The following is a 22,288-nucleotide window of genomic DNA, read 5'->3' as shown; positions in this document are numbered from 1 at the left end:
CCGGTCCTCAGCCGCGCACCACCCGGGTCCTGGCCGCGCGGTCCTGCCAGCCCCGCCGCGCCGTACGGTCGAACACCGGCCAGACCAGGCCGAGCAGCAGCACCGCGCCCAGCTGCCGCACGGCCCAGCGGAGCAGCGAGCGGCCGAGGCTCAGCCTGGTGCGGGCCGCGGGGGCGGCGGCGTCCACCACGCGGATCCGGACGATCCGCTTGCCGAAGGTCTGTCCGGTGCGGGCGACCGGCAGCACCTCGTAGAGCAGGCTGACGAACAGCAGGATGCCGATCAGCACGGCGATCTTGCCCAGCACCACGTCGTCCACCAGCCAGACCTGGACCTGGCGCCGGGTGAGGGCGCTGGCCATCCGGGCCTGGTCGACCTTCTGCCGGAGGTGGTCGGAGACCGAGTTGCCGAGCGGGATCCCGGCGGCGACCGCGACCACCAGCAGCACGGCGGTGTCCACCGTTCGCGCCGCCAGTCGGCGGCCGAGGCCGGCCGGCCCGGGGATCCGGGTGGTCCGGGCGTCCCGGGAGGTCCGGGCGGCCCGGGAGGGCGCGGGGACGGGGGTGGCGGCGGACGGGCGGGGCTGGACGGCGGTCTCCCGGACCGCCCGTACGGCGGGCAGCGGAGCGGCGTGGGCGGAGGCGGTCGCCGCCGCCGCGGCCAGGGGCTTCGAGGCGGCCGCGGTCGCGGCCGGGACCGGGGCCCGAAGCGGGCTCCGGAGCATCTCCTCGCCGACCACCGGCACCGGGCCCGAGGCCAGGACGGCCGGCACCGGGGCCTCCCGCACCGCCACCGCCACGGCGGGAGCGCCGGCGGCGGCCAGTTCCGCGGCAATCGGAGCACGCTCGGGCTCCGCACACCCCTGTTCCGCGTCGGGCGCCTCCGGAAGCACCCCCCAGGAGACCCAACGGGGCGCGTCGCCCGTCTCCATCAGGCCCCGCTGCGCCCGCGGATCGGCCTGCCAGCCGGACTCGAAATCCCCGGCGACCGGAGCGGCGGCCGGGGCCGGAGCCGGGCCCAGCCCCAGCCCCAGCCCCGGGACGGGGGCCGCCTCGGGCACCGCGCCGAAGGCCACCGGCGCGTCCACGACCCCGGGCGGCTCGGCGCCGGCGAAACCCGACGGCCCCCCGGACGGTGCCCCGGAGGGCACCCCGAACGGCACCCCCGGCGAAACCCCCGACAGCACCCCCGGCCCGTCGACCGTCCGGAACACCGGCCCGCCGATCACCTCCGCCACCCGCGGCCCGAGCACGAAGGACGCCCCGCCCGAGGTCTGGTCGAAGTACACCGGCCCGGTGTCGCCCCCGCCCGCCGGCAGCCCGCCCCGCACCTCCGCCACGGACCCCGGGGGCGCCACCCCGGAAGGCGCCGACCCCGGGGGAACCGACCCCAGGGGAACCGCCCCCAGGGCCACCTGCTCCGGAGCCACCGGCTCCGCACACCCCGCCTCCGGCGCCACCGCCTCCAGCAGCACCACCGGCGGCGGCACCGCCCGCGCCGCCGGCCCGCCCGGGACGGGAGGGCGGGTCGCGTACCGGGGCGGCGCCGGCACCTCGCCCTCGGCGGGCGCGGGCCGGCTGGTGCCGGGCACCCAGGCCGAGCCACCCCAGTACCGGATGAAGCCGGGGATGGAGGGGTCGGGGTAGTAGCCGGGCTCGGGTGCGACGGCCGGGTCGCCGGCGGCGGCGAAGGGGCGGTCCGTCATGGGGGTCTTCTTTCCTGGCAGGGCCTGACGAGGACGGTGCGGGCCGACCGGGCCCGACCACCGCAGACGCGTCCCCCCGCGCGCACGACCAGGCGCGCGCCCGGCGTTCGGCGCGCGTGGGGGAGCCACCGATGGGCGGACAGTCGCCGGGCAGTCACAAAGGGTAGTACCTCATCGAAGCCGTGACGGAAAGTTCGCGAATCCCCGGACAGCGGAGGGTGGCTCAAGGTAAGGAACCCAGCGCACGACGATGGCCCGCGCGCCGTGCCACCCGCCGTTCACCACCCCTCACCAAACTTCCCGAAGAAATCCCGGAAACGTGTGTAAGAGCCGGTGCGGACCGCCCTCTCAAAGGTCACAGGGGCCCGGAACCGGGCACCGCCCGAAGGCAGAGAGGAAGACGATCATGGAGCGTCCCGTCAGCGTCGTCGAGCACGAGCTGGAGCTCAACCTGGTGCTCTCGCCGGAGCACAGCGTCCCCGTCCCGGCCCGACTGTCCTACGGCAGCCACGACCCGTACGCGGTGTACATCACCTTCCACCTGGACACCGGTTCCCCGGTGACCTGGGTGTTCGCCCGCGAGCTGCTGGTCGAGGGCACCTTCCGCCCGTGCGGCCAGGGCGACGTCCGGATCTGGCCGACCCGCTCGGGCCGGCGCAGCGTGCTCTGTCTGGCCCTGAGCTCGCCCGCCGGGGACGCCCTGCTGGAGGCCCCGCTGCCGATCGTCGCGGCCTGGCTGGAGCGGGCGCACCGGCTGGTCCCGCCGGGCAGCGAGCTGGCCGCGCTGGACATGGACGGCTCGCTCGCCGAGCTGCTCGCCTAGGCGTGCGCCGCAGCGTGCACCGGCACGGACAGCAGCAGGGACACGGACACGGACACCCGCGAGAGCACGACCGCGGCCGCGACCACGAGCACGGGCAGCGGGCTCGGCGGGAACCGCGAGCGCGGGAACAGGGAAGCAGGAGCGGCGCCCCCGCCGGCTCAGCGGGCCGCGGGGGCCTGCTGACGACCGCGGGCGGCGTCCGGGCCGCCGGTCTCCCGTTGTCCGGGCAGCCGGACCAGCGGCGCGCCGGCCGAGCGCCGTCGGGCCCTTATCCGGACGGCGGCGGCGAGCAGGAAGCAGAGTCCGACCCACGGGTAGACGGAGGTCGGCAGCTGGCGCCACGGTGACATGTCGAGGACGGCCAGGCCGACCGGCTTCGCGGCCCACATCGCGAAGGACAGGAAGGCGACCAGCGTGGCCCAGAAGGCGGCCCGCCAGCGCAGTCGGCGGACGCCGACCGGGCGGGCGTGCTCGACCGAGGCCTCGGCGGCGAGCAGGACGAGCATCGGCACGCACCAGACCCAGTGGTGGGTCCAGCTGATCGGCGAGATCAGGACGGCGGTGACGGCCGCGCAGCAGACGCCCCAGGCCTCGGCCCGGGGCAGCCAGCGGCCGCTGCGCGCGGCCCAGGCGGCGACGGCGAGGCCGGCCACCGCGACCAGGCCGGCGCCGAGGGTGGCGACGGTGCCGGGGTCGGCACTGTGCAGCAGGCGGGCGAAGGCGCCGCGCATCGACTGGTTGTCGACGATCCAGGTCTTGCCGACCCGGGAGGAGTCGTAGAGGTACTTGGTCCAGAAGCCCCAGGTGGCGTCGGGCAGGACCAGGGCGCCGAGCAGGAAGGTGCCGAGGAAGGTGAGGCCGGCCACGAAGGCGGCCCGGATCCGTCCGGTGATCAGCAGGTAGACCGCGAACAGGCCGGGGGTGAGCTTGATGCCGGCGGCGATGCCGATCGCCACGCCCTTGCTCCGCCGCCCGTCCGGACGGGTGAGGTCCCAGAGGATCAGGCAGGCCAGCGCGAGGTTGATCTGGCCGTAACGGAGCGTGGTGAAGACCGGTTCGAGCCAGACCCCGAGGCCGGTCACCAGGATCACGCCGATCGGCCGCAGCTCGCGGCGCGGCCACCCGGCCAGCTTGAAGGACAGGTGGGTCAGCAGGGCGAGCAGCCCGATGTTGCCGAGAGTGATCGCCACCCGGAGGAAGGGGACCGGGAACCAGGTGGTCGGGACGAACAGCATCGCCGCGAACGGCGGGTAGGTCGCGGGCAGGTTCCACTCGGTGACACGCAGCGCGTACAGGTCGGTGCCGTTGGCCACGGCGGCGCCCTCGGCCCGGTAGACGATCATGTCCACCATCGAGGTGTGCACGAAGTGGCGGACCACCGCGTACACCAGCAGGGACAGCAGCGCGACGGCGGAGGCCGCCAGCAGCGGGCGGCGGGGGGCCTCGCGCAGCGCCCGGACGGGGGCGCCGAGGGCCCGGCGCAGCCGGTCCGACAGGGGGGCGGGCGAGGGGTCGGGTGCGGTCCGCACCGGGCTGCGCTCGTCTTGCACCGCTGTCACTGTCCACTCCGTCCACGGCTGGGCCAACCAGCGACGATACCGGATGCCGCCCGGACGGAACCGGACACGATCGACTACCCGGCGTGACGAACCGGCCCTGACCAGCCGTCCTTCGCCGCGAGCGGGGCACGGACGGCCAGGGCCGGGAATCACGCGATCACGCGATCGCGACCCTCAGCCCGTGTACGCCCCCAGGGCCCGGGTGAAGTCCGGCGGCCGCTGGACGACGCTGGAGCACGTCGCGTCGGCATGGGCCTTGGCCCCTGCGACCAGGTCGTACGGCGGGTGGAGCGGGGTGTCCACGCACAGGGTGTGTCCGGCCCCGGCGCCGACCGGGGGAACGGGCACACCGGTCGCCGTGGGGGTGACGGCCGGGGTGGGGTCGGCGCCGGGGTGGAGGTCGGCGCGACCGACGCTAGCGGTGGGCCGGGGGCGCGGCGGGCGGGCTGAGCGAGCGGTAGAGGTCCCTTAGGCCGCCGTTAAGGAAGAGCGCACGGGCGCCGTACCGCCACACCTGGCGCCCGGCCACCCCGAAACCCCGTCACTTCTGGAACAGCGCGCCCCGGCTCCGCCGCCGTCCGCCCCGCGCGGGCGCCGCCTCCTGCGGCCCGGTGCGCAGCCGCAGCCGGGTCTCGGCGCCGCCGAGCACCGCGGAGCGGCCGAGCGCGAGGTCCCCGCCGGTGGACTCGGCGAGCTTGCGGACGATGTCCAGGCCGAGGCCGGTGGAGCCCTCGCCGCCGTGCCCCTCGCCGCGCTTGAGGGCGGCGGCCGGGTCGCTGTACCCCGGTCCGGCGTCGCCGACCAGCACGATCACCGAGCAGTCGGTGGCCAGTACGTCCACCGAGAAGGCGGTGCCGATGGCGGTGTGCCGGAAGACGTTGCCGAGCAGCGCGTCGACGGCGGCCGCCAGGTCGCCGCGCTGGACGGGCACCGGCGCCGCCCGCTCGGCGCCGGCCAGCTGCCAGCGGCGCCCCTCGTCCTCGGCCAGCGCCGACCAGAAGGCGACCCGCTCCCGGATCACCTCGGCGGCGTCGCAGCCGACCGCGACGACGGGCGCGTCCTCGGGGGCGCGGCGGGCCGAGCGGATGATCTGGTCGACCTCGCGCTCCAGTTGGGCGACCGCGTGCCGGGTGGCGTCGGCCGCGTCGCCCTCGCCGAGCGAGGCGGCGTTGAGCCGCAGCACGGTCAGCGGGGTGCGCAGCCGGTGCGACAGGTCCGCGGCCAGTTCCCGTTCGGCGGCGAGGAGTTGGACCACCCGGTCGGCCATGGTGTTGAACGCCTGGCCGGCCTCGCGCAGTTCCTCCGGGCTGCCCGCGACCAGCCGGCCCTCCACCGGGACCCGCACCGCGAGGTTCCCGGCGCCGAGCGAGCGGGCGGCGGCGGCGAGCTTCCGCGCGGAGGCGACGATGCGGCTGCCCATCCGGTCGGCGACCAGCACCGAGATGGCGACCAGGCCGAGCGCCACGGCGGAGAGCACCTGCCAGGCGGTGGCCACGCCCCGGGTGAGGTCGCTCTCGGCCACGAACACCTCGACCACCGCGGTCCGCCCGGTGTCCACCGCGACCGGCTGGAGCAGGGCGTACCCGCCGGCCACCTTCACGGTGAAGGAGCGGCCCTTTCCGCCGGCCGTGGCCACGTCGGCCGCGGCGGCGCGCCCCTCCCCCAGCATCGGGCCCTCGGGCTCGCCGGTCCCGGCGGCCGCCACACCCGGGCCGCCCCCGCCGGTCCCGGCGGCCGCCACACCGGGGCCGCCTCCGCCCGTCCCCGCGGCCACCGTCCCGGGGCCTCCCCCGCCCGTCCCCGCGGCCGCCGCGTCGGCGCCGCCCGCTCCGGCGGGCTGCCCGGCCGCCGGAAGGTGCACCGCCATCCGCCCCTGCCCGCCCGCGTCCGTACTGGCCAGGGCCCGGTTGACCGCGTCCTCGTCGGTGGTGATGGCCAGGGCGGGCCCGAGCGCCGCGGCCTGGCGTTCGGCGGCGGTGAAGGCCCGGTCCCGCGCGGTCTGTTGGACCATCAGCCCGAGCGGGATCAGGAAGGCCAGCGCGACCATGGTGGTCCCGGCCACCGCGGCCTTGATCAGGGCCCAGCGCAGCGAGCGCCCGAACCGCCTCATGTCCGGTGCTCCGGCAGTCCTCCGGCGGCCTCCAGTCGGACCCCGACGCCCCGGACGGTGTGCAGGTAGCGGGGGTTGGAGGCGGTCTCGCCGAGCTTGCGGCGCAGCCAGGAGAGGTGGACGTCGATGGTCTGGTCGCCGCCGTAGGTCTGCTGCCAGACCTCGGCGAGGATCTCCTTGCGCGGCACCACCACGCCGGGCCGGGCGGCCAGGAAGGCCAGCAGGTCGAACTCACGGCGGGTCAGGTCGAGCGGCCGTCCGTCCAGCGCGGCCTCCCGCCGCTGGAGGTCGATGGCCAGTCCGCCGACCCGCAGCACCTGGGCGACGGGGGCCGCGCCGCTGCCGAAGCGGCGCAGCACGGCGGTCATCCGGGCGCTGAGGTGCTCCCCGGAGAAAGGTTTCACCAGGTAGTCGTCGGCGCCGTCGTTGAGCAGCCGGATGATCTCGGCCTCGTCGTCCCGGGCGGTGGAGATGATCACCGGCACGTTGGTCAGGCCCCGGATCATCTTGAGCGCCTCGCTGCCGTCCAGGTCCGGCAGGCCGAGGTCGAGGATCACCAGGTCACAGCCGACCTGGGCGACCTCCCGCAGCGCCTCCAGAGCCGTGCCCACACTGCGGACCGCGTGACCGGTGTCGGTCAGGTGCCGGATGAGGGCGGATCGTACGAAGGGGTCGTCCTCGACCACGAGCACTGTTGCCATGGGCCTGCACGGTACGCCATCGCCGGTCAATGGTCTGTACCTCGGGGGTGGGTCCGGACATTGTGCAACTGCCCTGCTGAATACCGGGGGTGCCGGTCTCCATCCGTATGGAAATACGGCAGGATGTGCGGACGATGCGGAACGGACTGGTACAGCTCGGCGCCTGGGCGGCGGCCACCGGGGCGGCGGTGGCGCTGTCCTGGCTCGGCGTGCACGCGGTGCTGACCGGCGCCGCGTTCGAACGGCCCACGGCGCTGCCGCTGCCCTCCCCGAAGGCCGACGGCACGCTGCACTCCGCGCCCGCCACCGCGGACCAGCCGCGCTCCGCCGCACAGTCCACGACCCCTTCCCCGGCGGCCTCCCCGACCACCGGCACCACCAACGCCGCCACCACCGCCACCGCCCCGCACGGCCCGGCCCCCGCCACCACCGCCGCCGCGCCGCCCACCCGCCGGCCCGTCCCCACCGCCACCACGACGTCCACGGTGAAGAGCTACCCGATCCCGGGCGGCAAGGTCGCGCTGGACCTGAAGCCGGACCGGGCCACCCTGGTCTCCGCCACCCCGGACCCGGGCTGGCAGATGCAGGTGTGGACCGACGGCCAGTGGCTGCGGGTCGACTTCACCCGGGGCGACGAGGCCAACTCCGTCTTCGCCTCCTGGAACGGCCACCCGCCGATCGTGGAGACGGCGATCCGCTGAGGCGCTCCCGGCGGACCGTCAGGAACCGGTCCGCCACACGACGCCCCGTCAGAGGCCGTCGCACGGCACGTACCCCGGCAGGTACGGCCCCACGTACCCCGCCCGGTCCACCAGCGTGTGCCTGGTCCCGCCCGGCACGCCGATGGTGGCGAGCAGCACCGCGCCGTAGTCGTCCCGCGCCTCGTACGGCTCGGCCAGCGACAGCGCGCCCCGGTCCACCGCGTAGTCGTAGGCGTAGTAGACGTCCGGCACGCTCACCGCGAGGTCCAGCACCCCGTCCCCGTACCGGTCCAGGTACGCGGTCAGCTCCCGGCCGCGCGGGCCGCCGGTCCGCACCCGGGAGGCGGTCCGGGAGGCGGTCCGCACCGGCGCGGCGGGCCCCGGCGGGGCGGCGGGCACCGGGGAGGTGAGCACGATCCGCGTGCCCGGCGCCGCGAGCACGTACGAGAGCAGCTCCGGCTCGCCGGTCTCCGGCCCGGCGTACGCGGTACATCGCAGCCCGAGCGCGGCGCAGTAGCGGCGGGCCGCCCGCTCGGCGTCGGCGACCGCGAAGACCACCGCGTCGGCGCGGCCCATCGGCAGCGGCCCCGCCTCCGCCGGGTCCGCTGGGAGGTCTGCCCCGAACAGGGCGGGTTCGGCGGCGGTGTCGGTCATGACTGCCCTCCCGGTAGGCGTACGGACCATCGTGGCCGCCCCCGGCACCGGGGGTGGGGCCCTGCGCACGGGGGTGTGGCTGGAGGGTGTCGCCGGGCCGACCCGCGCGCAACTGTTCCGTTTCCTCCTGGTCAAGCTGTGCCCCGGAGCGGGAGAATCGGCCGCGCCGCTGTACAGAATGCCCACCACAGGACGGTGCCGCGAATGCCCCCCGCCCACTCGCCGAGCTCCCCCGGCTCCCCCAACTCCGCTGCCCCTCAAGGGAATTCCATCGTGGGCAGTACGAACGACACGATCGACCCGCTGGACGGCCGGCTGATCCGGCTGCTCGCCGAGGAGCCCCGGATCGGGGTGCTGGAGTGCTCGCGCCGGCTGCAGGTCGCCCGGGGCACCGTCCAGGCCCGGCTGGACCGGCTCCAGGCCAAGGGCGTGATCGGCGGCTTCGGCCCGGAGGTGGACCCGGCGGCGATCGGCTACCCGGTGACGGCCTTCGCCACCCTGGAGATCTCCCAGGGGCAGGGCGCGGACGTGCGGGCGCACCTGGCGAGCGTGCCGGAGGTGCTGGAGCTGCACACCATCACCGGGATCGGGGACATGCTGGTGCGGATCGTGGCCCGGTCCAACGCCGATCTGCAGCGGGTGATCGACCGGGTGCTGGGCTTCGACGGGATCGTCCGCTCGTCCACCGCGATCGTGCTGGAGAACCCGGTGCCGTACCGGATCCTGCCGCTGGTGGACCAGGCCGCCGCCGAGTAGGAGGGTCCGCGCCACGCCACGCGCCGATTCGGCATAGGCAGGAGGCGTCGGGGGCCGCAAGATTTATGTATGAACGTTCTACAAATCCTGGCGCCGCTCTCCGGCCCGCTGATACCCGTGGCGGCCGCGCCCTCCCCCTGGTCGGCCCCCGCATGACGAACGCCGTCGCGGCCGACGGTACCGCCCCCACCCTCATCGCCTCCGCCCAGCGCGCCCTGCGCCTGCTGGCGGCGGCCGCCCGCTACCCCAAGGGCGCCACCGCCAAGCAACTCGCCCGGGACACCGACCTCGCCCTGGGCACCGCCTACCACCTGCTGCGCACCCTGGTGCACGACCACTACCTGGAGCGCCACAGCGGCCGCTACCTGACCGGCCCCGCCGTCACCGGGCTGGTCCGGGACGACGGCCCGGCCACCGACCGGGCCCGGCTCAGGGCCCTGCTGGGCCTGCTCGCCGACGAGCTGTCCGCCGCCGTCTACTTCACCTGGTACCGGCACGGCGAGGTGGAGCTGATCGAGGCCGCCGAGGCCCCCGGCGCGCCGCTGATCGACCGGCACAGCTGGCGGGTCGGCGCCCACGCCCACGCGGCCGGGAAGACCCTGCTCGCCCTGATGACCGCCGAGGAGCGCCGGGCCCACCTGGCCCGCTACCCGATGGTGCCGTTCACCCCGTACACCCTGCGGGACCCGGCCTGCCTGCCGCTGCTGCCCCGCCAGGGCCCGCGGCGGGCCGTCCCGATCACCCAGTTCCAGGAGTACGCGCTCGGCTCGGCGGGTGCGGCGGTGCCGATCGTCGCGGGCAACGGCATCGGCGCGATCTCGGTCTCCCTGCCGATGGCCCAGGCCCACCGGCTGGCCGGGATCGCCGCCGAGCTGCGCACCCGGCTCGGCGAGGACTTCGCCGCGGTCGCCTTCGGAATCTGACCGCGCGGGCCGGGCCGACCCCGTGCGGGGGGACGCCCGGCCGGTCGGAGGCCCGCACGAGGCCGGCCGGGGGTCAGCAGGACGGGACGCTGCCGCCGCTCTTCAGCGCCTCCAGGGCGGAGACCGCCTCGCCGAGGGTGCCGACCGGCACCAGCCGCAGCGACTTCGGGGTGTTCACCTTGGCGTCCGAGCACTCGTCCTTGGGCAGCAGGAACACCGTCGCGCCGTCCCGGGCCGCCGCCTGCGTCTTCAGGGGGACGCCGCCGACCGGGCCGACGGTGCCGTCCGCCTCGATGGTGCCGGTGCCGGCCACGGTGAGCCCGCCGGTGAGGTCGCCGCCCTTGCCGTCACCGGCCAGCTTGTCGACGATGCCCAGCGCCAGCATCTGGCCGGCGCTCGGGCCGCCGACCGCGCCCAGGTCGACCTTGACCTTCACCTGGTCCGGCGACAGGCGGAGGTAGTTCAGCGCGGCCGCGGTGGCGGCGTCCTGCGACTCGGCCATCTGCGCGGCGGTCGCCTCGTCGGCCTTCACCGGGTTGCTCTCCGGGTAGACCGTCTCGGTCGGGCGCACGGCCTCCTTCGGGTCGAACCAGGCCTGCATCGAGCGCCAGAAGGTGTTCTTCTGCCCCGGGTTGGTCGCCGTGATGGTGACCATCCGCAGCTCGCCCTCGGTGGTGCGCAGCGGCGCGCCCGTGATCGTGAGGACCGGCTTGTCCTCGTACGAGCCCAGGGTGTCCGCGGTCAGGCCCGGCCAGGTGATCGTGTACGGCAGCGGGACGAAGGCGGCCACCCCGAACAGCGCGGCGACCAGCACCCCGCACAGCGTGAGCGCGCGGGTCCGCGGGGAGGTGAGGGCCTTGGAGAGCTTGGTGTCGGACACAAGGGGAATCCAAACACACCCGACACCGGGTGCGGGCGCTACCTCAGGGCGTCGGCCACCTCGGTCGCCGCCTCCACCACCCGGGGGCCGACCCGCTCGGGCACCATGCCGTTCAGCATCACCACGCCGACGCTGCCCTCGATGCCGCTCAGTCCGACCAGCGCGGCGGCGGCCCCGCTCGCCCCGGACTGCTCCTCCGCCCGGGTGATGACGAAGCCCTGCTCGGGCCGGCGCTGGCTGGGGAAGGTGCGCGCCTCCAGGATCGCCCGGCCGGCCGCGCTCTCGGTGAGCGGGTGGCGCAGGCCGGTCCGGTAGGCGACGTGGAAGTCGGTCCAGCTGGGCTCGACCACGGCGACGGCCAGCGCCTCGTTGCCGTCCACCAGGGTCAGGTGGGCGGTGGCGCCGAGGTCCTCGGCGAGGCTGCGCAGGGCCGGCAGCGCGGCCTCGCGCAGCAGCGGGTGCACCCGGTGCGCGAGGCGCAGCACGCCGAGGCCGACCCGGGCGCGCCCGCCGATGTCCCGGCGGACCAGGCCGTGCTGCTCCAGGGTGGCCAGCAGCCGGTAGACCACGGTCCGGTTGACGGCCAGCCGGGCGGCCAGCTCGGTCACGGTGAGCCCGCGCTCGGAGTCGGCGAGGAGCTTGAGGACCCGGACGCCGCGGTCCAGGGTCTGGGAGGTCTCGGCTGTCACGACGGGCAATCCTTTCCGCGGCGCTCGCGGGGCGGGCGGCGCCGTTCCAAGGTCGGTGTCGCGCGCAGGTGGGGGTGGCCGCGCTCGGGCCGTACGGCGTCGTCGTTGACGCGCACGGCCCTGCGACGCCGTCCCGCGGGGGTTGCCCGACGGAAGAGCGTGGGGGAAAGGTAGTGAAGGAAATGACGCGACGGAAGTGGTTGTCCAAAATTCGGGCGTGATCAACTCCAACAGCGCCTCGAATTCGGGACGAACCCCCGCGATTCGCCGGGTGCGTCGGGCTCCGGACGCGCCCCCGGTCCGATGACCGGACGCGCCGCCCTTCGAAGCCCCTCCGCCGACAGGCCCCGCCGGGCCGCCGCCCGGACTAGTTGGCCCACTCCCGGATCTTCACGATCCGCGCCTTGAGCTGGTTGGCGGTGGCCTGCGCGGTGAGCGGCCCGCCGCACTGGCGGCGCAGCTCGTTGTGGATGGTGCCGTGCGGCTGGTTGGTGCGGTGGTGCCAGGCGGCCACCAGCGCGTTCAGCTCCTTGCGCAGCTCCCGCAGCTCCTGGTGGGTGACCACCGGCCGCTGCTCGGCCGGCAGCTCCAGCAGGTCGGCCTCCTCGGCGGGCTTGGTCTTGCTGCGCTGGATCTGCCGGTGCTGGCGCTTCTGGAGCAGCATCTGCACCTGGTCCGGCTCCAGCAGGCCCGGGATGCCGAGGTAGTCCTCCTCCTCCTCGCTCCCCGGGTGGGCCTGCATGCCGAACTCCATGGCGTTGTACAGGACCCGGTCGAAGACCGCCTCGGAGCCCAGCGCCTCGTAGGAGAACTCGTCGCCGCCCGCGCCGTCCGGCCCGTCGTTGGCCCGCTCGGCCTCGGCGAGCAGCCGGTCCTCCTCGTCGAAGAGGCCGTCGCCCTCCTTCTTCGGCCGGTCCAGCACGTGGTCGCGCTGGAGCTCCATCTCGTTGGCGAAGCCCAGCAGCATCGGGATGGTCGGCAGGAACACCGAGGCCGTCTCGCCGCGCTTGCGGGCGCGCACGAAGCGGCCGACGGCCTGGGCGAAGAACAGCGGGGTGGAGATCGAGGTGGCGTAGACCCCGACGCACAGCCGCGGCACGTCGACGCCCTCGGACACCATGCGGACGGCGACCATCCAGCGCGAGGTCCCCTCCGCGTAGTCGGAGATCCGCTTGGAGGCCTCGGTCTCGTCGGAGAGGACCAGGGTGACCTTCTCGCCGCTGATCTCGCGCAGCATCTTGGCGTAGGCGCGGGCCACGTTCTGGTCGGTGGCGATGACCAGTCCGCCGGCGTCCGGGATCGCCTTGCGGACCTCGGTGAGGCGCCGGTCGGCGGCCTGGAGGACGGAGGGGATCCACTCGCCCTGCGGGGACAGCGCGGTGCGCCAGGCCTGGGCGATCAGGTCCTTGGTCATCGGCTCGCCGAGCCGGGCCTCCAGCTCGTCGCCGGACTTGGTGCGCCAGCGCATGTTGCCGCTGTAGCTGAGGAAGATCACCGGGCGGACGACGTGGTCGGCGAGCGCGTGCCCGTAGCCGTAGGTGTAGTCGGCGATGGACTTGCGGATGCCGTCGCCGCCCGCGTCGTAGGCCACGAACGGGATCGGGTTGGTGTCGGAGCGGAACGGCGTACCGGTCAGCGCCAGCCGGCGGGTGGCCGGTTCGAAGGCCTCGAAGCAGGCCTCGCCCCAGGACTTGGAGTCACCGGCGTGGTGGATCTCGTCCATGATCACGAGGGTCTTGCGGGCCTCGGTCCGGTTGCGGTGCAGCATCGGGTTGACCCCGACGCCCGCGTAGGTGACCACGATGCCGTGGTAGTCCCGGGAGAGCGGCCCGGAGGAGTACGCCGGGTCCAGCCGGATGCCTATCCGCGCGGCGGCCTCGGCCCACTGCTTCTTCAGGTGCTCGGTCGGTGCGACGACCGTCACCTGCTGCACCAGGTGGTTGTGCAGCAGGTACGAGGCCAGGGTGAGCGCGAAGGTGGTCTTGCCTGCGCCCGGGGTGGCGACCGCGAGGAAGTCGCGCGGCTGGGTCTCGATGTACTTGTCCAGCGCGCCCTGCTGCCAGGCCCGCAGCTTGCCCGCGGTGCCCCAGGGGGCGCGGCCGGGGAAGGCCGGGGAGAGGTGGTGCGAACCGGCGGGCGCGGCGTGGCCGACGGATCGGACGGGCGCCTGCGGCTCCGGTACGTCGGAGAACAGCGGCATCGAGGAGGCGGCGGCAGTACTCACGGTCTCCGAGGGGGATCATCGCAGGTCAGAGGCGGTTTTGCGGCCTCACCCCGCGGTCGGGCGGCAATCGGACAACCCGCCCAGCGTACCGGGTCCGGCGCCGTTCGGGCCTCCAGGCGGCGCCCCGCGCCGGGCCCGCGCGGCCGGAAATCGATGTGACCCGGATCACACCGATTGCCTCGTGGAACCCGGTAAGCACCACCCGTCCCGGGACTCTCACCAGGGTGAGGCCGCAGCAACCCTCACCGCTGTCACGCAGCCTCGCACCGAACCGAAGGGACCCCGCCCGTGCGCACCGTCGAAGAGACCGTCCAGGCCCGCCTGATCCTCTCCTCCCACCGCTCCGTCCGGCTGCGGGTGGGGCTCTCCTACCTGCCGGAGGACCCGCTGGCCGTCCGGATGGCCTTCCCCGCCGAGTTCTCGCTGGACGACCCGGCCGAGCGCCGGGGCTCCGAGGACATCGTCTGGGTCTTCGCGCGCCAGCTGCTCTCGGCCGGTCTGGAGCTGCCGTCCGGCGCCGGGGACGTCCACGTCCGGCCCGCGGTCGGCCGGCGCACCATGGTCGAGCTGCGGGCGCCCGAGGGCACCGCGCTGCTCCAGTTCGACGCCGCCGACCTGCGCCGCTTCCTGTGGCGCAGCCGGCTGGTCGTCCCGGAGGGCGAGGAGCACCTGCACCTGGACGCCGACCGCGCGCTCGCCCAGCTGCTCGGCTGACGGGGGCGCCGGCCCGCGGGAGCGCCCCCGTGCTTCCGGGCCGTGACGCGCCCGCCCGCGTGGTGAACCGTCCGTCCGCGTCCGTCGCGCGGCGACCCGGGTCCGGGGCCCGGGAAGCCCGTACGGTCGCGCCCCCAGGGGCGGGTCAGCCCGAGAGCTTGCGCATCAGCCGGACGCCCTGGGCCGCCGTCAGGTGCGGCAGGTACGCCTTGCCGATCGCCCTGGTGATGCCGGGCAGCGCGGCCGGGTCGGGGTACGCCATGTACATCGGCCGGTACTCCGGCTGGAACTTCGCCTTGAACGCCAGCAGCGAGCGGAAGCCGTACACCGGCTCCAGCACCTTGCCCATCCAGTCCAGCATCCGCTGCAGGCCGGTGGGCTCCTCGTCCTGCCCGGTCCGGGCCAGCGGCGCGCCCGACAGCGACAGGAAGCGCGCGCCCTCCTCCTTGAAGCCGAGCGCCGCCGAGGCGATCAGGAACTCGCTGACGCCGCGGAAGCCGTCCGAGCGCCGGCGCATGAAGTCCAGCGTCCAGCCGACCGGCACGCCGTTCTCGTACACCGGCATCCAGCTGGTCAGCCCGTGCACCACCCGCTGCTCGTCCACCGCGATCAGCACCCGCACGTCCGGGTCGTCCAGCTCCTCCAGCCCGCCGAGCGTGAAGCCCATCTCCGGCAGGCCCTTCTCGGAGACCCACTCCTCGGAGATCGCCCGGATCTGCTCCCGCAGCGCGAGCGGCGCCTCGTGGTACGCCCACCACTCCGCGGAGATGCCCTGCTTGCCGGCCTTGTTGAGGGCCGTGCGGATGTCCTGCCACTTGCGGCCGGTGAAGGCCAGCTCGGGCAGCGGCACCACGGTGTCCTCGGCGACCTGCACCGAGCGCCAGCCGAGCTGCGCGGTGGCGGCCCTGGTCTCGCCGCAGACGCTGTAGAAGCACGGCGTCCAGCCGCGCGCGTCGCAGTACCGGGCGAAGCCGGCCACCGCCCGGGCCCGGTCCTCCGGCGCGCCGAACGGGTCGCCGGTGGTCAGCGCGACGGTGCCCACCACCCGGTAGGCGACGGCCGCCCGGCCGCCCTCGTCGAACCAGTAGTGGTTGCCGTCCCAGGTGGCGATGAAGGAGAGCGTCCCGCCGCCGTGCTCGGCCAGCAGCGCCCGCGCGCGGGCGGCCGCCGCCGCGTCGGTGTGCAGCACCGGCCGGCGGAAGACCGACAGCAGCACGGCCAGCGCGACCGCCCAGAACGCCAGCCCGCAGTACGTCTCCAGGAAGCGCGCCACCGGCCCGACCGCGATCGGGTAGTCCGGCAGCAGGTCGTTGTACGCGGGCGGCAGGAACTGGGCCGGCAGCCCGGCCATCAGCCGGCGGGCGGACGCCCCCGGCTCGAACTCCCCGGCCACCAGCCGCCCGACCCCCACGTAGGTGGCCGCGGAGGCGAGCGCCGCGCCGCCGAGCACCAGGGCCAGCCGGCGCACCGAGCGGCCGGACAGCCGCAGCAGGAACCGCTTGCGGGTGGCCACCAGCAGCCCGGTGGTCAGCAGCGGCAGCAGCAGCGCCTCGACGAAGTACTGCACCACGTCCCGGCTGACCGGCCCGGCGTCCAGGTAGAGCCAGCACAGCAGCGCCGCCCAGAGCAGCTCGGTGGCCACGGTGACCAGCCAGGCGAACCGCAGCCCCCGGCGCAGCCCCTCGGCGAGCACCAGCAGCAGTGCCGGGATCAGCGCGGCCATCATCCGGCCCGGGGTGTCGAAGATCCGGACGACGGCGTGCGCCCGGGCGCAGTCGTGCGCCGACTGCGCGCAGAAGTCGGCCACCTCGTCCGGGCTGAGCCGGTGCGAGAAGTACAGCTCGGAGAAGGTGTTGAACGGCCCGCTGGCGTTGTCGTACAGCGAGGCGAGCAGCGGCCCGAAGGCGGCCGCGACCAGGCAGAGCGCCACCAGCACCCGGGTCTCCGAGTGCGAGGAGCGGTGCGTGCGCAGGTGCGGGCGGCCCCGGCTGACCAGCGCGCCCAGGCCGAGCCCGGCCAGCGCGGCGGCGCACCGCTGGACGCTCTGCAGGTGGCCCACGTACAGCGTCATCACCAGCGGGACGAGCAGCACCAGCAGGTGCAGCCGACGGCGCCAGAGCACGGTGAGCCGGTACCCGAGGACCCCGGCCAGCGCGAACACGCCGACGCCGGGGCCGACCGAGATCTGGTCGGCCACCGAGGCGGTCCACTGCTCCCCCGCCGAGGAGCCGAACGCGACCAGCCCGGTGCCCAGCAGGGTGCCGACCACCTGCCCGCCGACCAGCACCGCGAGGGTGCGCAGCCGCCCGAGCCGGTGCTCGGCGGCCGGGCCGACCAGGAGCAGCAGCAGGCTGGTGAACACGTACGAGCCGCGGCCCGAGCACCAGAACATCGAGGTGACCGGCGTCCACCAGTGGCCCTCGGCCAGCGTGGACAGGCCGATGCCGGCCCGCTCCAGCAGCCGGTCCGACGGGCCGCGGCCCAGGCTGCGGGTGGCCGCGCCGAGCAGCCAGAGCCCGGCCAGCAGGGCCAGCGTCAGCGGCGCCGAGCGCAGCCTGGCGCCGAGCACCCCGGCCGCCCGCCGGACCTTCTGCGGGCGCGGCTCCGGCGTCCGGGTGACCGGCGCCCGGTCGGCCCGGTCGGTGCCGCGCTCGGCCGAGCGCTCCGCGTCCGGCCCCGGCCCGCGCTGCTCGCCGACGGTGGCCAGCGCCGTCCCCGCCCCGGTCACCGGGTCAGCCCGGTCTGCTGGGCGAGCCACGGGAGCTGCTGGGCGATGCCGGGCCGGAAGACGACCCAGCCGTGGCCACCCGGCATCAGTTCGAACTTGGACTTCATTCCGGCCGCCTGCGCGGCCTGGTAGACCTTCTCCATCTGCGGTCTGAACTCCTCGTCGGTCTCGCCGACGACCAACGCGACGTTGGTGTCCGGGAACTTCTTGCGGGCCATCACCTGGAGCGGATCGACCGCGTCGAACTTCTTCTCGTCACCACCGAAGGCGGCCTTGACGGTCTGTTCCCGACTGCCCAGGGTCGGTTCCTCCTGCCCGGACATGTCGAGGACGGTGCCGTACACGTCGGAGGCGTTGACGCCGAGCTGGAGGGCGCAGGTTCCACCCATCGAGGCGCCCCCGATCGCCCAGGACTTCCGGCCGGCCGCCGTCTGGAGGTGCTGGTGCACCCACTCGGGGACGTCCACCGCCAGGTAGGTCTGGGTCTTGGCGATCTTGGAGTCGAGGCAGAGCGTGTTGGCCCAGGTGGAGCCGAGCTGGTCGGGCATCACCACGATCGGCGCGAGGCCGCCGTGGTCCGCGGCGTAGGCGTCCAGCGCCTCGTTGATCTGCGCGGAGAGCACCCAGTCCCCCGGGACGCCGGGCTGACCGGTGATCATCACGATCACCGGGAGCAGCGGCCGCGGGGTGGCCTGGTAGGCGGGCGGGAGGTAGACGTACGCGTCGCGGGCCTTGAAGCCCGACTTGGTGCCGGGGATCGGCACCACCGACACGGTGCCCTTCTCGGGCAGGTCCGCCGGGGGCTGCCAGACCTCCTCCAGCGTCTTGCCCGGCGGGGCGGCCACGGTCTGGCCCGCCTTGTCGGCGACCAGCCCGTCGGTCTTGGTCAGCCACGGCGCGAGCATCACGCGCCCGCTCGGGAACTGGCCGAAGCCGATGTTCACCTCGGAGGAGGCCATCAGCACCACCAGGCCGCACAGGCCCAGCGCGAGCCCCCGCCGCCGCCAGGTGAGCCGGCGCATCCGGTAGCCGGCCAGGCAGAGCCCGGTCAGGGCGATGGCTATCCACCAGGTGACGTACTTGGGCGTGCCCTCCGGGAAGGGGTGCCACCAGCCGTCGACCACGACGTCCAGCAGCCAGCTGAGCGCCGCGGCGGTGATCAGGGCGGCGGGCAGGCGGACCCGCCACCAGCTCCGGCCGCGGCCGACGGCGAGCGCGATCAGCGCCGCCCAGCCGGCCGCCAGCACGGCGTGCGGGATCAGGCCCTCGGTGAGCGGCCAGTCGATCGGGTTCCAGCGGGAGGCAAGGGTCAGCGTGCTCATGCGGCTTTGCCCGGCGGGGTGGTGTCGGCCAGGAAGCCGTAGGCGACGACGTTGCCGTCGTAGCCGTGCTCCTCGCTGTACGAGCCGCCGCAGGTGATCACCCGCAGCTGCGCGTCAGTGGCCTGACGGTAGACCCGATCGTCCGGGAAGTCCTTTCGGTCGTGCACTTCGATGGCGTAGAGCTGGTAGACGGCGGTGGCGCCGTCCGCCCGGGCGATCTCGATCCGGTCCCCCCGACGGAGCGCGCCCAGATGATAGAAGACCGCGGGGCCGGTCTTGTTGTCGACGTGTCCCGCCAGGATCGCGGTACCGCGCTGGCCGGGGCTGGCCCCGCCCCGGTACCAGCCCGCCAGGTTGCGGTCCGCCTCGGGCGGGGTCTGCAGGTGGCCGTCCGCGTCCAGTCCGAGCGCGGTGACCGGGGCGTCCAGGCGCACCGCCGGGATGCGGATCCGGGTCGGCGCGGACGGGCCCAGCGGAGGGACGACCGAGACCGGCGTGATCCCGGCCTGGGCCTGGCCGGCCCCCGGTGCGGGCGGCAGCGACGGGCCTCCGTCGTGCACGAGCCAGGCACCGAGCACCAGCGCGGCACCCGCCGCCAGGGTGCCCGGCCAGGGCCCCCTGCTCTGCTGGACGCCCACGGGCGCTCCCCTCTGCCGACGGAACCCCGCTTCCTGGGAGTTTCCTGGGAAACAATTCAACCGGAACGGACTGTAAGGCACGTCCATACGACGGTCGTACCGGCACCCGCCGATCGGCAGGGCTGACGCCCTCTTTCGTGCGCCCCGTGGGCACCCGGTCGCGGAGCGCGACGGCCGCCCCCCGCATACGATCGCCGCAGGAACACTCCCGACACGAGCTACCGACGGTTCTACGGACCCGATCGGTTGCGGCGTTCGGGCGATCGCTCCGGACGACGCGCTGCGCCTCTCCGACCGGCCCCGCCCCCGTGCCATGCTGACCCGGCCACGGGTTGTATCACCCACTTGTCCGACCGGACTCCGCACTCCCGCACGCCGCCCCACCGCCCCACGAACGGAGTGACCATGGAAGCCCTCTCACGCCGCACCCTGCTGGCGGCGGGCGCCGCCACCGCCGCCACCCTGGCGGCCGGCTGCGGCAGCGACCACGCCACCGGCGGAGTGCGGGTGCCCGGAGCCGTCGTCCCGGCCACCGGCGCGGCCGACGAGCGGGGCGACACCCCCGCCCCGGCCCCGGCCCCCAAGCCGCAGGCCGTCCTGATCGGCGACGGCTCCACCTCGGACACCGGCGCCCAGCCGCACCAGCCGGTCCCCGACCGGCTGCAGCCCGGCCAGCGCCCGCCGCAGTTCGTGGTCTTCTCCTGGGACGGCGCCGGCGAGCTCGACAACGGCCTGTTCGCCCGCTTCCGCCGGCTGGCGCAGGAGCACGACGCGAAGATGACCTTCTTCCTCAGCGGCCTCTACCTGCTGCCGGAGTCCAAGAAGGACCTCTACCGCCCGCCGCAGCACAGGGCCGGCGCCTCCGACATCGGCTACCTGAGCGACCAGCACATCCGCGACACCCTGGAGAACGTGCACGCGGCCTGGCTGGAGGGCCACGAGATCGGGACCCACTTCAACGGCCACTTCTGCGGCTCCACCGGCGTCGGCAAGTGGTCCCCCGAGGAGTGGGACAGCGAGATCCAGCAGGCGATGGACTTCGTGACGAACTGGCGCACCAACACCGGCTTCACCGACCTGCCGGCGCTGCCCTTCGACTACCGCAAGGAGCTGATCGGCAGCCGCACCCCGTGTCTGGAGGGCCAGCGCAACCTGCTGCCCACCGCGGTCAAGCGCGGCTGGCGCTACGACAGCAGCGGCAACGGCACCCAGGTGTGGCCGCAGAAGATCCAGGGCGGCGCCCTGTGGGACCTCCCGCTGCAGTCCATCCCGTTCCCCGGGCACACCTTCCAGGTGCTCTCGATGGACTACAACATCATGTACAACCAGTGCGGCCCCAACACCAAGGCCGACCCGGCGCTCCACCCCGGCTTCCAGACCCAGGCCCGCGACGCCTACCTGATGGGCTTCGACCGCACCTACAACGGCAACCGGGCGCCGTACGTCATCGGCAACCACTTCGAGGAGTGGAACGGCGGCATCTACATGAACGCCGTCGAGGACGTCCTCCGGACCATCGCGGGCAAGCCGGAGGTCCGGCTGGTCTCCTTCCGGCAGCTGGTCGACTGGCTGGACGCCCAGGACCCGGCGGTGCTGCGCAAGCTCCAGACCCTCGCCCCGGGCCAGGCCCCGGCCGGCGGCTGGGAGGCCTTCCTCGGCGCCCCGGTGGGGGCCGGAGCCCCCGCCGGGTCCTGACCGTCAGGCCTTCGCCCGCACCCGGCCGGCCAGCAGCGCGCCGAGCAGCGCCACCCCGGCCATCGACAGCAGGATCACCGCGAAGGCGCCGGGCGAGCCGGCCGCCCCGCCGCCCTCGTGGGCGGCGGCGAGCGAGCCGCCGCCCAGCGCCGCGAACAGCACCCCGGCCATCCCGGTCAGCAGCACGTTGCCCAGCGCGTCGCTCATCTGCAGGGCGGCCGAGTTGGCCCCGGCGTCCTCCGGCGTGGAGAGCTTCATCATCAGCACGCTGACGCTCGCGATCGCCATCCCCATCCCGATGCCGCCGACGCCCCAGGCCACCGACGCGACCCAGGCCGGCACCGCCGGGAACAGCACCAGCGCGGCGCCCCCGATCGCCACCGCGGTCAGCAGCAGGCCGCCCCGGATCATCGCCTCGCGGTAGCGCTCCGCCCCGGGCCGGCCCTGGAGCCAGGAGCCGACCGCCCAGGTGAGGCCGCCGCTGGTCAGGGTCAGGCCGGCCAGCGTCGGCGAGAGGTCCCGCTGGGTGGTCATCATCAGCGGGACGAAGGCCTCGGCGCCGAGGAACGCCCCGGCCGCCATCCCGCGCAGCAGGATCACCGCCGGCAGCCCCCGCCCGGCCCGCAGGGTCCCGGTCGGCAGCAGCCCCAGGACGGCCGGCACCAGCAGCGCCGCCCCGGCGATCCCCGGGAGCAGCCCGATCAGGTCGCGCCGCTGGCCCGCGTACTGCAGCAGGCCGGCGCCGACCGCCGCCATCGCGGCCAGCAGGGTGCGACGGCGGTCGAAGGCCGCGCCCCGGACCACCGGGCGCTCCCGCTCCGAGCGGGCCAGCGCCGGGCCCATCACGGCCAGCGGCAGCAGGATCAGCGCCGGCACGGCCAGGAACACCCAGCGCCAGCCCAGGTGCTGGGTGACGGCCCCGGAGACCAGCGGGCCGATGATCGAGGGCAGCACCCAGGCGGAGGAGAAGGCCGCGAACACCGCGGGCCGCAGCCGCTCCGGGTAGGCCCGGCCGACGACCACGTACAGCGCGACGATCACCAGCCCGCCGCCCAGGCCCTGGATCGCCCGGCCGGCCACGAACACCCACATCCCGGGCGCCGTCCCGGCCACCACCAGCCCCACGCCGAACACCGCGATGCCGCTGAACAGCGGCCTCAGCGGGCCGCTCCGGTCGCACCACTGGCCGGAGACGACCAGGGCGAACAGGGTGGTGGTGAAGTAGCCGGAGAAGGCGAAGGCGTACAGCCCGAGCCCGTTCAGCTGGCGGGCCGCGGTCGGCATCGCGGTGTTGACGGCCGTCGCCTCGAAGGCGATCACCAGGACCACCGAGACGATCCCCAGGGTCAGCGCGCGGTAGCGGCCGCCGAGCACCCCGCCACCGGGGTCGTCGTCGAGGGGTATCGGAACAGGGTCGACCGAGGTGGGGGAGGCAGTGGTCATACGTAACATCGTAAGAGCCGTCC

General features: G+C 74.8%; 19 protein-coding genes. 6 read left to right on the top strand and 13 right to left on the bottom strand.

What is annotated here, in order from left to right; genetic code table 11:
- Nucleotides 1-7: 7 nt before the first annotated feature.
- Complete coding sequence (locus ACFVXH_RS25270; RefSeq protein ID WP_387827346.1) at nt 8-1,705, bottom strand: RDD family protein; 1,698 nt, start codon at nt 1,703-1,705, stop codon at nt 8-10.
- 406 nt (nt 1,706-2,111) lie between these two features.
- On the opposite strand from ACFVXH_RS25270, the gene ACFVXH_RS25265 reads away from it, so the two are divergent.
- A complete protein-coding gene (locus ACFVXH_RS25265; RefSeq protein ID WP_049658875.1) occupies nt 2,112-2,528 on the top strand; it encodes an SsgA family sporulation/cell division regulator in 417 nt (138 codons plus the stop codon).
- 158 nt (nt 2,529-2,686) lie between these two features.
- Here ACFVXH_RS25265 and ACFVXH_RS25260 read toward each other — a convergent pair whose 3' ends face one another.
- From ACFVXH_RS25260 to ACFVXH_RS25245, 4 genes are all read right to left on the bottom strand, one after another.
- Nucleotides 2,687-4,087 (bottom strand): glycosyltransferase 87 family protein, encoded by a 1,401-nt coding sequence (locus ACFVXH_RS25260; RefSeq protein ID WP_387827343.1) that lies wholly within the window; start codon nt 4,085-4,087, stop codon nt 2,687-2,689.
- A 174-nt stretch (nt 4,088-4,261) separates the two neighbouring features.
- Nucleotides 4,262-4,435: a hypothetical protein gene (locus ACFVXH_RS25255; protein ID WP_387827340.1), complete on the bottom strand. Its 174-nt coding sequence runs from the start codon at nt 4,433-4,435 to the stop codon at nt 4,262-4,264.
- Between the two features lie 193 nt (nt 4,436-4,628).
- Complete coding sequence (locus tag ACFVXH_RS25250) at nt 4,629-6,197, bottom strand: sensor histidine kinase (protein ID WP_387827337.1); 1,569 nt, start codon at nt 6,195-6,197, stop codon at nt 4,629-4,631.
- Nucleotides 6,194-6,898: a response regulator transcription factor gene (locus ACFVXH_RS25245; protein WP_074005033.1), complete on the bottom strand. Its 705-nt coding sequence runs from the start codon at nt 6,896-6,898 to the stop codon at nt 6,194-6,196. The genes ACFVXH_RS25250 and ACFVXH_RS25245 overlap by 4 nt, the downstream gene beginning before the upstream one ends.
- Before the next feature lie 134 nt (nt 6,899-7,032).
- On the opposite strand from ACFVXH_RS25245, the gene ACFVXH_RS25240 reads away from it, so the two are divergent.
- Entirely contained in the window at nt 7,033-7,599 is a 567-nt protein-coding gene (locus ACFVXH_RS25240) for a hypothetical protein (protein WP_074005032.1), read from the top strand.
- A 48-nt stretch (nt 7,600-7,647) separates the two neighbouring features.
- Here ACFVXH_RS25240 and ACFVXH_RS25235 read toward each other — a convergent pair whose 3' ends face one another.
- Nucleotides 7,648-8,253 carry a VOC family protein gene (locus tag ACFVXH_RS25235; RefSeq protein WP_387827333.1) on the bottom strand — a complete coding sequence of 202 codons (606 nt, stop codon included), beginning with the start codon at nt 8,251-8,253 and terminating at the stop codon, nt 7,648-7,650.
- A gap of 273 nt (nt 8,254-8,526) precedes the next feature.
- Here ACFVXH_RS25235 and ACFVXH_RS25230 point away from each other — a divergent pair, with 273 nt between their 5' ends.
- Together ACFVXH_RS25230 and ACFVXH_RS25225 are read left to right on the top strand one after the other, a co-directional pair.
- Nucleotides 8,527-9,009: an Lrp/AsnC family transcriptional regulator gene (locus tag ACFVXH_RS25230; RefSeq protein ID WP_181970601.1), complete on the top strand. Its 483-nt coding sequence runs from the start codon at nt 8,527-8,529 to the stop codon at nt 9,007-9,009.
- A 152-nt stretch (nt 9,010-9,161) separates the two neighbouring features.
- Nucleotides 9,162-9,932 carry a helix-turn-helix domain-containing protein gene (locus tag ACFVXH_RS25225; RefSeq protein ID WP_049654774.1) on the top strand — a complete coding sequence of 257 codons (771 nt, stop codon included), beginning with the start codon at nt 9,162-9,164 and terminating at the stop codon, nt 9,930-9,932.
- A 73-nt stretch (nt 9,933-10,005) separates the two neighbouring features.
- Here the strand turns inward: ACFVXH_RS25225 and ACFVXH_RS25220 are convergent, their stop codons facing one another.
- The 3 genes from ACFVXH_RS25220 to ACFVXH_RS25210 form a co-directional block, all read right to left on the bottom strand.
- Nucleotides 10,006-10,812: a S16 family serine protease gene (locus tag ACFVXH_RS25220; RefSeq protein WP_074005030.1), complete on the bottom strand. Its 807-nt coding sequence runs from the start codon at nt 10,810-10,812 to the stop codon at nt 10,006-10,008.
- A gap of 38 nt (nt 10,813-10,850) precedes the next feature.
- Nucleotides 10,851-11,501 (bottom strand): IclR family transcriptional regulator, encoded by a 651-nt coding sequence (locus ACFVXH_RS25215; RefSeq protein WP_049654777.1) that lies wholly within the window; start codon nt 11,499-11,501, stop codon nt 10,851-10,853.
- Between the two features lie 367 nt (nt 11,502-11,868).
- Nucleotides 11,869-13,701, bottom strand: coding sequence for a DEAD/DEAH box helicase (locus tag ACFVXH_RS25210; protein WP_049654780.1), 1,833 nt, complete (start codon nt 13,699-13,701; stop codon nt 11,869-11,871).
- Between the two features lie 312 nt (nt 13,702-14,013).
- Between ACFVXH_RS25210 and ACFVXH_RS25205 the strand changes: the two genes are divergently transcribed.
- Nucleotides 14,014-14,439: an SsgA family sporulation/cell division regulator gene (locus tag ACFVXH_RS25205; protein WP_049654781.1), complete on the top strand. Its 426-nt coding sequence runs from the start codon at nt 14,014-14,016 to the stop codon at nt 14,437-14,439.
- A 145-nt stretch (nt 14,440-14,584) separates the two neighbouring features.
- Here the strand turns inward: ACFVXH_RS25205 and ACFVXH_RS25200 are convergent, their stop codons facing one another.
- From ACFVXH_RS25200 to ACFVXH_RS25190, 3 genes are read right to left on the bottom strand one after another with little or no spacing between them, the layout of a single operon-like run.
- Nucleotides 14,585-17,197 (bottom strand): rhomboid family intramembrane serine protease, encoded by a 2,613-nt coding sequence (locus ACFVXH_RS25200; RefSeq protein WP_387827328.1) that lies wholly within the window; start codon nt 17,195-17,197, stop codon nt 14,585-14,587.
- Nucleotides 17,164-18,489: an alpha/beta hydrolase gene (locus tag ACFVXH_RS25195; RefSeq protein WP_387827325.1), complete on the bottom strand. Its 1,326-nt coding sequence runs from the start codon at nt 18,487-18,489 to the stop codon at nt 17,164-17,166. Before ACFVXH_RS25195 ends, ACFVXH_RS25200 begins: the two co-directional genes overlap by 34 nt.
- A complete protein-coding gene (locus ACFVXH_RS25190) occupies nt 18,486-19,127 on the bottom strand; it encodes a class F sortase (protein ID WP_049656930.1) in 642 nt (213 codons plus the stop codon). Before ACFVXH_RS25190 ends, ACFVXH_RS25195 begins: the two co-directional genes overlap by 4 nt.
- Before the next feature lie 405 nt (nt 19,128-19,532).
- On the opposite strand from ACFVXH_RS25190, the gene ACFVXH_RS25185 reads away from it, so the two are divergent.
- Nucleotides 19,533-20,822, top strand: coding sequence for a hypothetical protein (locus ACFVXH_RS25185; protein ID WP_199823158.1), 1,290 nt, complete (start codon nt 19,533-19,535; stop codon nt 20,820-20,822).
- 3 nt (nt 20,823-20,825) lie between these two features.
- Here ACFVXH_RS25185 and ACFVXH_RS25180 read toward each other — a convergent pair whose 3' ends face one another.
- Complete coding sequence (locus ACFVXH_RS25180) at nt 20,826-22,265, bottom strand: MFS transporter (RefSeq protein ID WP_049656932.1); 1,440 nt, start codon at nt 22,263-22,265, stop codon at nt 20,826-20,828.
- Nucleotides 22,266-22,288: the final 23 nt, after the last annotated feature.

It is taken from the genome of Kitasatospora sp. NPDC058184, from assembly GCF_042883725.1.
In the GTDB taxonomy this organism is placed as follows: domain Bacteria; phylum Actinomycetota; class Actinomycetes; order Streptomycetales; family Streptomycetaceae; genus Kitasatospora.
This window is presented reverse-complemented; position numbering and strand designations above follow the sequence as displayed.

Bases quoted from the DNA above. Each gene is read 5' to 3' on its own strand.
- ACFVXH_RS25270 (WP_387827346.1), bottom strand. From the start codon at position 1,705: ATGACGGACCGCCCCTTCGCCGCCGCCGGCGACCCGGCCGTCGCACCC.
- ACFVXH_RS25265 (WP_049658875.1), top strand. From the start codon at position 2,112: ATGGAGCGTCCCGTCAGCGTCGTCGAGCACGAGCTGGAGCTCAACCTG.
- ACFVXH_RS25250 (WP_387827337.1), bottom strand. From the start codon at position 6,197: ATGAGGCGGTTCGGGCGCTCGCTGCGCTGGGCCCTGATCAAGGCCGCG.
- ACFVXH_RS25245 (WP_074005033.1), bottom strand. From the start codon at position 6,898: ATGGCAACAGTGCTCGTGGTCGAGGACGACCCCTTCGTACGATCCGCC.
- ACFVXH_RS25240 (WP_074005032.1), top strand. From the start codon at position 7,033: ATGCGGAACGGACTGGTACAGCTCGGCGCCTGGGCGGCGGCCACCGGG.
- ACFVXH_RS25235 (WP_387827333.1), bottom strand. From the start codon at position 8,253: ATGACCGACACCGCCGCCGAACCCGCCCTGTTCGGGGCAGACCTCCCA.
- ACFVXH_RS25225 (WP_049654774.1), top strand. From the start codon at position 9,162: ATGACGAACGCCGTCGCGGCCGACGGTACCGCCCCCACCCTCATCGCC.
- ACFVXH_RS25210 (WP_049654780.1), bottom strand. From the start codon at position 13,701: ATGCCGCTGTTCTCCGACGTACCGGAGCCGCAGGCGCCCGTCCGATCC.
- ACFVXH_RS25195 (WP_387827325.1), bottom strand. From the start codon at position 18,489: ATGAGCACGCTGACCCTTGCCTCCCGCTGGAACCCGATCGACTGGCCG.
- ACFVXH_RS25185 (WP_199823158.1), top strand. From the start codon at position 19,533: ATGGAAGCCCTCTCACGCCGCACCCTGCTGGCGGCGGGCGCCGCCACC.
- ACFVXH_RS25180 (WP_049656932.1), bottom strand. From the start codon at position 22,265: ATGACCACTGCCTCCCCCACCTCGGTCGACCCTGTTCCGATACCCCTC.